Source organism: Polynucleobacter sp. 35-46-11, from assembly GCF_002281105.1.
In genome coordinates this window covers 1-8923 of record NZ_NCFJ01000077.1, presented here as the reverse complement: position 1 = coordinate 8923, position 8923 = coordinate 1, and the positions used below count along the sequence as shown (strand labels likewise).

The following is an 8923-nucleotide window of genomic DNA, read 5'->3' as shown; positions in this document are numbered from 1 at the left end:
TTGCTGAGCTGAAATAAATTCTGGGCTATAGAGCTCTACTATTGGAGAACCAATATTGATCTCGACACCATCAAAGGCGTAAATACGTTCTACCCGCCCAGGTGCGCGTGCTGATAGCACCCTAGACTTTTCAGCATTAAACGCTAGGCGACCTGGTACTTTGATATCCACGGGTACCTGTACTTTTTCTGCCGTTTGGAAGATATAGATTTCTGGGTTCAGCTTGACGCCAGGAAGCCTTAACTCCAAGACGCCACTCTTCTCTATTTTGAGGGCCTTATCAGAAGCCTCAATCTTCACATTGCGATTGACATTGGTAATCCGACCTAAAACAATACCCATCGATAGGATGGCAAATGCAAAAGCGGCTAAGCGGACACGGTAGCGATTTTGGGGACTGAGGTTCCAGTACAGACCAGCAATACTAGCGAGTGCCACATGTAATCTATGCCCACCAAAGTGCATAGCCTTTTCAGCAATGGGCTTAGCTTTATCACCAAGCTGTTTTAGAAAAGAAAGAATTTTGTCTTTCAATACAACTCCTTAAAAAGGTTCTTTGCCAGATGTAGCTAGCAACACGGCTTGCGCTTGAAGTAGATTGCTCTCTGCTAAGGCTAATTGAACTTCGAGGCTACGCAATTGGGTTTGTGCCGTCAGCAAATCGTTAAATCCCTGACCATTATTTGAGTACTGAGTTAAGCCGACTTTATAAGCAGCATCTGCTTGTGGAACTTGGCGCTCTTTGAGAAATTGCGCCTGATTCTTGGCTTGCTCATATGTGGCATAAGCACCATTAACCGCCAACACAATTTGTTGTCGATTAGAAATATTGCCAGCTTCAGCTGCCGCTTGATTGCGCTGCGCCTGCTCTACCCCATACTTTTCTTTGGTAAAGAAATACAGTGGAATAATCAAATCCAATTCAAACTGGTAGTACATCGCGCCATTATTCGCCGAGAACGGCCCCCTTGGCGTGAATGAAGAACCAATTACTTGAAAGTCAGGTAGGTAGGCTTTCTTGGCAAGATCTACGCCTTTGCGAGCAGCCTCAAGCTGTAATGCTGAGCTCTTCAATGAGGGGTGACTGGTTTCGGCATAGTCTTCCAACTCCAGCAACGTTGGAACGCTGCTGATGGCACGACGGACGTCACCGCGCAAGATCAACTTTTCTCTTGAGTGGCGGCCTATCAAGGTATTAATGTTGTGCAATGAGACCGATAGCTGGCGCTCTACAATAAATTGATCTGCTTGAGCAGCACTTTGCGCCACTTGTGCGTTGAGATATTCAACATAAGCAGCGGCATTATTAGAGTAGCGCGCTTTGGCAACATTCTTAATCATCTCCAAACGCATTACCGATTCCTTGAGAACCTGCAACTGTTTCTGGGATGCTAACGCTCCGTAATACAGAGTAGATAGTTGAGCACCCAACTGCAGGTAGGTCGATTCGCTTTGAGCTAAAAGTGCTTCCGCATTGGTATTGGCAATATCGGATGCCAAGCTTTTCTTACCTGGAAACTGAAATGGTTGGGCAAGCGTAATGGCATTATTACTGCTGATCCCATTTGGGTATTGTGATGTCGGCGCATTTGCGCCACCCAATGCAAATGGGGAGTTCACTGGCATGCCAGACCACACCAACCCGACTTGTGGATTAGCTGGGGCATTAATCTGCGGCACAGTAGCCTTGGCAGACAAATAGGACTCGCGCAAAGAAGACAATTGCGGGTTGTTTAATTTAAGTTCATTCCAAAGCTGGCGCAAATCCATTTCTGCGGGGCCAGATGTTGCACCCATGGTGTAGATCTTCGGCGTATTACTTTGCGTTACTGGCGCAAATAAGCTTGCGGCTTTGGCAGGATTGGGAGCATTGGGGGTGCTACTGACATTGCTAACTAGTGGAGGTGCAGATAAGCTCTCTTGAGATTCATTGAGCTGTACAGTGACATTAGCTGGAGTGGCAGTATTTGCAGGCGATGTTTGCGCAAAAACAGATGTCACTAAGAACAGGGATGCAAAAGAACAAACGCCAGCAAGCCACTTTGAGGGCTTGGCTTTTGCATGCATCTGGTTCTGAGTTGTAATCTGGCCGTGAATCAAATCGGCTGCCTCTAAATCTCTTCGAATGCTGTTTTTATAGTCTTGAATGTAGATTTCCCTACATATCAAGGGGTTTTACTGATTATAGGGGTCTAGAGGCAAAAGTCCATCAAATACAAATTCTTATCTTATTGATTCTAAAGACAATAATGAATTTAGCCCTACTGACAACAGCTAGAATTCAGCATGAACCCTGAAAGATAGGATCTTGACTGGTCCGCGGGCAGAGTTATAGGCTGGATTGATGATGTGCTGGAAGTTCAAACCAGCAAGTACGTTCTTAATAACCGTGGCGTTGTAATACACCTCACCAATCCGTTCTGGTGAGTAAGAAATCGTTTGACTTGGGCTAGCGTAGTCACCAATGAAGTAAGACACGCCACCAGCTTGTAAGTAACCACGGCGATAGCTCGACAAACCATTTTGCATGGCAGAGATCCCAATACTATCTTTAGGGCGCTTCCAACTTGTGCCATTCATACCCATGCCAATAGAGATGGAGTTGTCTGCTTCAGTGAATGACATCGTTTCGGTCTGACCGTCGGATGTAAAGGCGCGGCCATAGATGCCAAGATCTTTGGTCAAAGCCTGCTCGCCATGTATACCAATACCCGTTTTGATTTGCATATTGTTGCGGACATTGTTAATTGCTTGGGTGCCTTGGCGAGCATTGGGGTCTTGGTCAATGTAATTGGTAGCGTCTGAGAATCGCGCCAACATCATTTTGTTGCGATAGGCCAAGACACTCACCTTGCCAGGAAGATCGGCAATATTGTGCTGGCGCTCAACTTCTACTTGATCGCCATAGGTATTAAAGATTTGCCAATTAAGGTCACGGCCATTGGGTGATTTGGGGGCGAGCATTCTGGAAGCGCGCATCACCCAGTTATCGAGATACCACTCACCCGCCAATCCCCAGCTATAGCCTCTGGCGTCAGCTGCATAGTCATAAGCCAGATAGGTCATATTGCCCCAGTTCATAAACTGGATGCGAGGATCTTTAGCATATCGGCTGTCATCAAAAATATCGAGCGTGGAGAACTGACCACCAGTAAGCACGATGCGATTACTACTCACGGTTTGCGTAATTTGATTGGCTTCATTCTCAAGAACGACTTTATCGCCCTCTTGATTAATCGTATGACGCGCAAAAGCACGAGCAGAATAAAACTTGGCTTGCGCCCCAGTAGCCTTACTACCCTCGCCGTTAGGAAAACCCCCAAGACCAACTAATCCAGAAAATGGCACACCAGAAATCACTTCCGGATTGAAGTAGACATCGGTATTGGGTGCTAGGCGTGCACCCATGAATAAGGTGCCCGACCAGGTATAGCTCATGGATTTTTGAGCATTCAAACTATTCTGCCCAGAATAAGATGAATTGAAATTGTTATAACGCTGATTAATGTAAGTCGTTTGCCCATGCAGATTTACAGGCAACCCAAAGAGCTCTCCCTCAGTTGGAACACCCTCAATTGGGGAGGCGAAACTTGCAATCTGATCTGACCCTGATCCTGCTTTTTGTGCGAGCGCAGTCGTGCTACCAAAGGCAGCAAGCAAGCTCAACAGAAGAAGATAGGATTTGTGGGACATTCACAATTTCACAATACTGAGCATCAATGACCAATCAATCACTAGAAAAGAAACTAAAGGTCAGATCTACCGGGGTAAAAACCAGACAACTCGGATAGGCACTGCGTGAGATTGAAGCTCATCAGGAGTGCAGGCCAAATTATCCCTAAAAAGGATTAACTTACCTAGAATTTATGTCGCTTTAGTGACTATTGAGCCTATTTCGCCCTATCGCTTAAGGTCTCGATAAAAATTTTCATGAACTCCATAGCCAATTAATGCGATTTGAGTTCCATCCAGACTAACCGAGTATGCCAACAACATTTGTTGATGGAGATGGCGAAACTTATAAACCTGCACACCCAACAAATCACCCTTCTTCATATCCCCAACAAATGGCTTGGAGGTAATATCTTTAACCGCTGAATCAAGGGCCTTCTTTTCGGCGGGAGAAATTTTCTTAATAGCTCGATCAAATCGAGGGGTTGTTAATACCCTCATCCGAATTTATATGGGGAAAGATTGCCAGCTTTTACCTCTTCAATACTTACGAGCATATCTTGAAGCATGTTGATGGGTAGATCAGGATTCTCTTCAGCGACCTTACCCAAGCGAGCCCAGTACTCAATTTGCTTAGGTACTGATCTATGCATTGCCTGAGCATAGGGCTTGGCGTCTTCCACCAATATATCCGATAACTTGATTGCTATAGCCATAATGAGCTCCTTATTAAACTAGTATCAATTTAATACAAAAGGTTGCAAAAAGCAACTTTTTACTAAGCACCTTATTAATGGGGATTTGGGATATAACTTAGATATACCAAACTTAGCGCCGATCCATCAGCGCTCTGGCTAATGTGCCTGCATCCACATACTCAAGCTCACCACCCACCGGAATACCTCTGGCGATTCTGGTGACTTTGATGCCTTTGGATTTGAGTACTTCACCAATGTAATGGGCTGTGGCCTCACCTTCACTCGTGAAATTCGTTGCCAGAACTACTTCTCGCACTGGCACTCCAGTATCTGGCGCTTCAATACGGCTTAGCAATCGATCAAAATGAATTTCATTAGGGCCCATGCCATCAAGTGGCGAGATCCGACCCATTAATACAAAGTAATTACCTTTAAAACTCAAAGTCTGCTCGACCATCACTTGATCAGCGGGCGTTTCCACAATGCATAGCAAAGATGGATCACGACGGTCATCATTACAAGTAGCGCAGATCTGGGTTTCGGAGAAAGTATTACAACGGGCACAGTGACCTACAGTCTCTACTGCTTCACCCAATGACTGAGCAAGCACTGCAGCACCATTGCGATCATGCTGAAGCAAATAAAAAGCCATGCGCTGAGCAGACTTGGGGCCTACGCCAGGTAATACACGCAATGCCTCGATCAAACGACCAAGGGCATCTTGCGGAGCTTCTTGACGTGCCATTAAATAAAGATATTTCTAAGGATGATTAAAACGGCAGCTTAAATCCAGGAGGCATCGGCATACCTGCAGTAGCACCAGACATCACTTGTGCATTAGCAGCCTCTACTTGTTTGAATGCATCTGTATAGGCGGTAACCAATAAGTCTTCGAGCATTTCGCGATCATCCATTGCACTTGGATCGATCTGCACGCGCTTCATCTCATATTTGCCAGAGATGCTCACTTTGACTAAACCGCCAGCCGCTTGGCCAGTGACTTCAAGCGCAGCCAATTGCTCTTGCGCTACTTTCATCTTCTCTTGCATCTGCTGGGCTTGTTTCATCAAACCCGCAAGGCCGCCTTTCATCATCGCTTATTTCCTTTGCTTACTTATATGTCTATCAATATTGAACTGGGCAATCAAAGAGGCTTTACAGAGCCACCAACTACTTTGGCTCCAAACTCTTTTTCTAATTGCTGAATAAATGGATCTTGCGCAATCATTTGCTCTGCGTTTTGTCTTTTCTCTTGATGAATCTGCGCATCGACCTTAGCGACTGTCTTACCCTCAACTTCACCCTTCTCGATAATGACTTTGATGGGTTTGCCAAAGTGTGCTGTTAATGCATCTGCAAGGCGGCCAATAGAAGCTTCGGATGCCAGTTGCGGCATCGGTGTCACAACAGTAGCGCGCACACCTGCTGGTGAATCTTCCCAATCTTGCAACTCCGTCTGAAATGCTAACTGTTGAACCAAGCCTTTAACCGGCAACTGGCGCATTAAGGAATGCCAGTCTGGACGATTGGCTGCAGATGCAGTAGCAGTTGGTGCAGGAACTGCTGGAGCTGCGGCAGCAGGTTTAGCAGTGGCTGGAGCAGATGCTGCAGGCGCAGACCTTACTGGAGCAGCAGTTTGATTTGCTGGTGCAGACGGTCTTGGTGCCGAAGCTACTGGTGGCGCTGAGCCCCCTGCTCTACTGGGAGTTTCATTTCCGGGACGAAAGGCCAGCATCCGCAGAAGAGTCATAGCAAAGCCAGTTTGCTCATCTGGAGCTAGCGATAAATCGGGACGGCTAGTAATGCTGATTTGATAGAAGAGTTGCGCCTCTTCTTTTGTCAGTGCACCAGCTAAGCGACGAATCTCGGCCGCTTCTGGCCAGTCTTCTAGTACAGATTCAGGAACAATTTGTGCGGCTGCAATTTTCTGAATGAGACTAGAGAGATCAGCCAGTGCTAATGAGAAAGACATACTGCGCTCACCCATCTCATTGGAAATGGCTAACAATGTCGCACCATCTTTAGCAATCAGTGAATCCAAAATTCTGATGAGGTATGCATCATCGAGCGTGCCGAGCATGCCACGTACTGCCTCTTCAGATACTTTGCCAGCAGCATAAGCAATCGCTTGATCCGTCAGTGACAAAGCATCGCGCATAGAACCTTGCGCTGCTTTTGCTAAAACACGCAGTGCATTGGTCTCACACTCAACGTTTTCTGCGGCAAGTACTTTTTCTAAATGCTCAACGATGAGCGGTACCGGCATTTGTTTGAGATTGAACTGCAAGCAACGGGACAAAATGGTGACTGGAATCTTTTGGGGATCAGTTGTCGCCAGGATGAATTTCACATGTTCTGGCGGCTCTTCAAGCGTTTTGAGCATGGCATTAAAGGCATGATTGGTGAGCATGTGCACCTCGTCAATCATGTAGACCTTGTACCGTGCATTACTAGGGGCGTAGGCTGCTTTTTCTAATAGAGCGGCAATGTCGTCCACCCCGCGATTACTCGCAGCATCCATCTCAATATAGTCAACAAAGCGACCGGCATCGATCTCTAAGCAAGCTGGGCATTTTCCGCAAGGCTCCGAGGTCATGCGCCCTTGGCCATCTTCCCCGGTGCAATTGAGGGCTTTGGCCATAATTCGGGCAATGGTGGTCTTTCCGACCCCGCGAGTGCCTGTAAAGAGCCAAGCGTGGTGTAGTCGACCTTGGTCTAAGGCATGGGTTAATGCCTTAACCACATGGTCTTGTCCTACCAATTGGGAGAAAGTTTTAGGGCGCCACGAACGGGCTAAAGCCAATGCTGTCATGTACTCCATTCTAACAAGCTAAAATGGAATTGGACGGGCCTCCCCGCATGGCGGATTGGATAACCTGGTCAGGTCGGGAACGAAGCAGCCAAACCCAATTCTGTCAGTGCCGGGGGTCGGGCTCGTCCACCCCTATTGATAAGTCCTTGTTTAGTTTGATATTTGTATTTCTAGACAAGGATTTGCACTAAGCAAAGGTCTCAATGTCACGACCAGACATGAACAAATACGTAGTCATCTCTATCGAACCGACTGATCTAAGCAACCACTGGGTCATTACCTACCAAACCCCTAGAGGTGTAACCGAACAAGAATCTGTAGAGGCTTTTGATTCCAATGACGCATTCATTAAATTTCGCAATCAGCGGATTCAAGAATTAAAAGCAAAAGTCATTCGAAAAGCGCAAAAATAATTACGGCTTCCAAAAGCAGGATAAGCGCCTGTCAATTCCAGCAGCAAAGTCGTGATAAATCCACTTATTGCAAATGAACTGATCCACCACGATCAATACCAGGATCACTGCCACCAAAAATATCAGCAACCATTTAAGAGAAGTGTTCATACGGCAAGATCCAGTGAGGTGAATGCGATTCGATTCAAGCTATTAGGGCTCAATCTTAATTTTCTTGAACTTACCAAGCAGTGCCAAGGTAGCCAATATTTGATTAGCCATATCCGCACTCAGATCCCCTTTAGCTAGGGCATACAGAATTTGATCCGCGCGCTCCGATTCTGGGGCAGCTAGTAAGGCTTTAAAGATTTGCGCCTCAGTCATCACGCTATCAATTTGTATTGATGTGAGATTAATCTGCACTTTAGTGCCCTTGATGCCATAGCGCACTTGGGCCATTTCAATGAGTTCACTGCGTTGCTTTTCTTGCAAGCTTTCAAGTGTAGGTAATGCTGAATCAAGACTAGGTGCTAGAGCCGGACCTATATTAGGACCCTGACGGGGCTTTTTATATACAAGATCATCATCCACAAAAGCCTCCAATCCCTTGATGAATGCAATTCATTTTGGGGAATGCAAGTGCCATATCTAAGCGATTACTTATTTTGGTGCGAGCAAAATTCGCATTAAGGCAGTACGCGCTTCTGGTACCTTAAGTTGGTCAGCTAAATTGAGTAACTCCGTAGCCTTGGGGATATTTTTTAAATATTCCATCACGAGGCCATAGTTATAAATGGCTACCCCGTTTTTGCGTTTGACTTCAGTATCGAGTTCATAAAAGAGTCGGTCAATTTGACGCTCTTGCAATTGATCGCTCCAAGCCATCTCGCAGCATTTACGAAAGGTGCGCTCGTAACCGGCGCTTTCAATCGTGATGAAAGCATCAAATGCTTGGGGGTAAAGCCCTAAGTTCTGGAAACGTAAACCTTCAGCAAAATCAGCGTTATTTAACTCGGACATAGTGGGGGCTCGATGCAATATAAAGACGTGAAGCCCATATATTACCTTGGATTTCTATAAATAAGCCCCTAATTACAGCCCCATTCGGACCCTTAGAATTGAGGGTTCTAAGATTGATAACCTCCCTTCCCCAGAAAACCCCCTGAGTGGTCTAGATTAAATAATACGAAGCATTCTGAGGATTTGCCAGATCATAAAAATAATCAATAAGACGGCAACAGTACGTGCGTCCATGACCAATCTGAATAAACGCAATTGCTTATGAGTGCATTCCAATGAAACCTGCATTACGAACCCCTGTTAGCTAGAAAAGTTCAGCGTAGAGGTTT

General features: G+C 46.0%; 12 protein-coding genes and 1 other RNA gene. 2 read left to right on the top strand and 11 right to left on the bottom strand.

Annotated features, from left to right (window positions below):
* The 8 genes from B7Y67_RS07730 to dnaX all read right to left on the bottom strand — a co-directional run.
* Nucleotides 1-534, bottom strand: a 534-nt coding sequence (locus B7Y67_RS07730) for an efflux RND transporter periplasmic adaptor subunit (protein WP_293598141.1), incomplete at its 3' end; no start/stop codon positions are given.
* Nucleotides 535-543: 9 nt separating this feature from the next.
* Nucleotides 544-2100, bottom strand: coding sequence for a TolC family protein (locus B7Y67_RS07725; RefSeq protein WP_293598140.1), 1557 nt, complete (start codon nt 2098-2100; stop codon nt 544-546).
* A 174-nt stretch (nt 2101-2274) separates the two neighbouring features.
* Nucleotides 2275-3693 carry a carbohydrate porin gene (locus B7Y67_RS07720; RefSeq protein ID WP_293598139.1) on the bottom strand — a complete coding sequence of 473 codons (1419 nt, stop codon included), beginning with the start codon at nt 3691-3693 and terminating at the stop codon, nt 2275-2277.
* 207 nt (nt 3694-3900) lie between these two features.
* Nucleotides 3901-4173, bottom strand: coding sequence for a type II toxin-antitoxin system RelE/ParE family toxin (locus B7Y67_RS07715; RefSeq protein ID WP_293598138.1), 273 nt, complete (start codon nt 4171-4173; stop codon nt 3901-3903).
* Nucleotides 4170-4388 (bottom strand): ParD-like family protein, encoded by a 219-nt coding sequence (locus tag B7Y67_RS07710; RefSeq protein ID WP_215301013.1) that lies wholly within the window; start codon nt 4386-4388, stop codon nt 4170-4172. The genes B7Y67_RS07715 and B7Y67_RS07710 overlap by 4 nt, the downstream gene beginning before the upstream one ends.
* Before the next feature lie 112 nt (nt 4389-4500).
* The gene (gene recR / locus B7Y67_RS07705) at nt 4501-5115 is read right to left on the bottom strand and encodes a recombination mediator RecR (protein WP_215301015.1); all 615 of its coding nucleotides are present in this window, start codon (nt 5113-5115) and stop codon (nt 4501-4503) included.
* Nucleotides 5116-5140: 25 nt separating this feature from the next.
* On the bottom strand, nt 5141-5464 hold the full coding sequence (locus B7Y67_RS07700) for a YbaB/EbfC family nucleoid-associated protein (RefSeq protein ID WP_293598137.1): 324 nt from the start codon (nt 5462-5464) through the stop codon (nt 5141-5143).
* 50 nt (nt 5465-5514) lie between these two features.
* Nucleotides 5515-7182: a DNA polymerase III subunit gamma/tau gene (gene dnaX / locus B7Y67_RS07695; RefSeq protein WP_293598136.1), complete on the bottom strand. Its 1668-nt coding sequence runs from the start codon at nt 7180-7182 to the stop codon at nt 5515-5517.
* A 32-nt stretch (nt 7183-7214) separates the two neighbouring features.
* Between dnaX and ffs the strand changes: the two genes are divergently transcribed.
* Together ffs and B7Y67_RS07685 are read left to right on the top strand one after the other, a co-directional pair.
* Nucleotides 7215-7312: signal recognition particle sRNA small type (ffs, locus tag B7Y67_RS07690), an RNA gene on the top strand.
* A gap of 88 nt (nt 7313-7400) precedes the next feature.
* On the top strand, nt 7401-7595 hold the full coding sequence (locus tag B7Y67_RS07685) for a hypothetical protein (RefSeq protein WP_293598135.1): 195 nt from the start codon (nt 7401-7403) through the stop codon (nt 7593-7595).
* Here B7Y67_RS07685 and B7Y67_RS07680 read toward each other — a convergent pair whose 3' ends face one another.
* The 3 genes from B7Y67_RS07680 to B7Y67_RS07670 all read right to left on the bottom strand — a co-directional run bounded on the left by B7Y67_RS07680 (nt 7596) and on the right by B7Y67_RS07670 (nt 8594).
* Entirely contained in the window at nt 7596-7745 is a 150-nt protein-coding gene (locus tag B7Y67_RS07680; protein ID WP_293598134.1) for a hypothetical protein, read from the bottom strand.
* A gap of 42 nt (nt 7746-7787) precedes the next feature.
* Nucleotides 7788-8066 carry a hypothetical protein gene (locus B7Y67_RS07675; RefSeq protein ID WP_293598133.1) on the bottom strand — a complete coding sequence of 93 codons (279 nt, stop codon included), beginning with the start codon at nt 8064-8066 and terminating at the stop codon, nt 7788-7790.
* A gap of 168 nt (nt 8067-8234) precedes the next feature.
* The gene (locus tag B7Y67_RS07670; RefSeq protein ID WP_215301026.1) at nt 8235-8594 is read right to left on the bottom strand and encodes a hypothetical protein; all 360 of its coding nucleotides are present in this window, start codon (nt 8592-8594) and stop codon (nt 8235-8237) included.
* Nucleotides 8595-8923 lie beyond the last annotated feature (329 nt).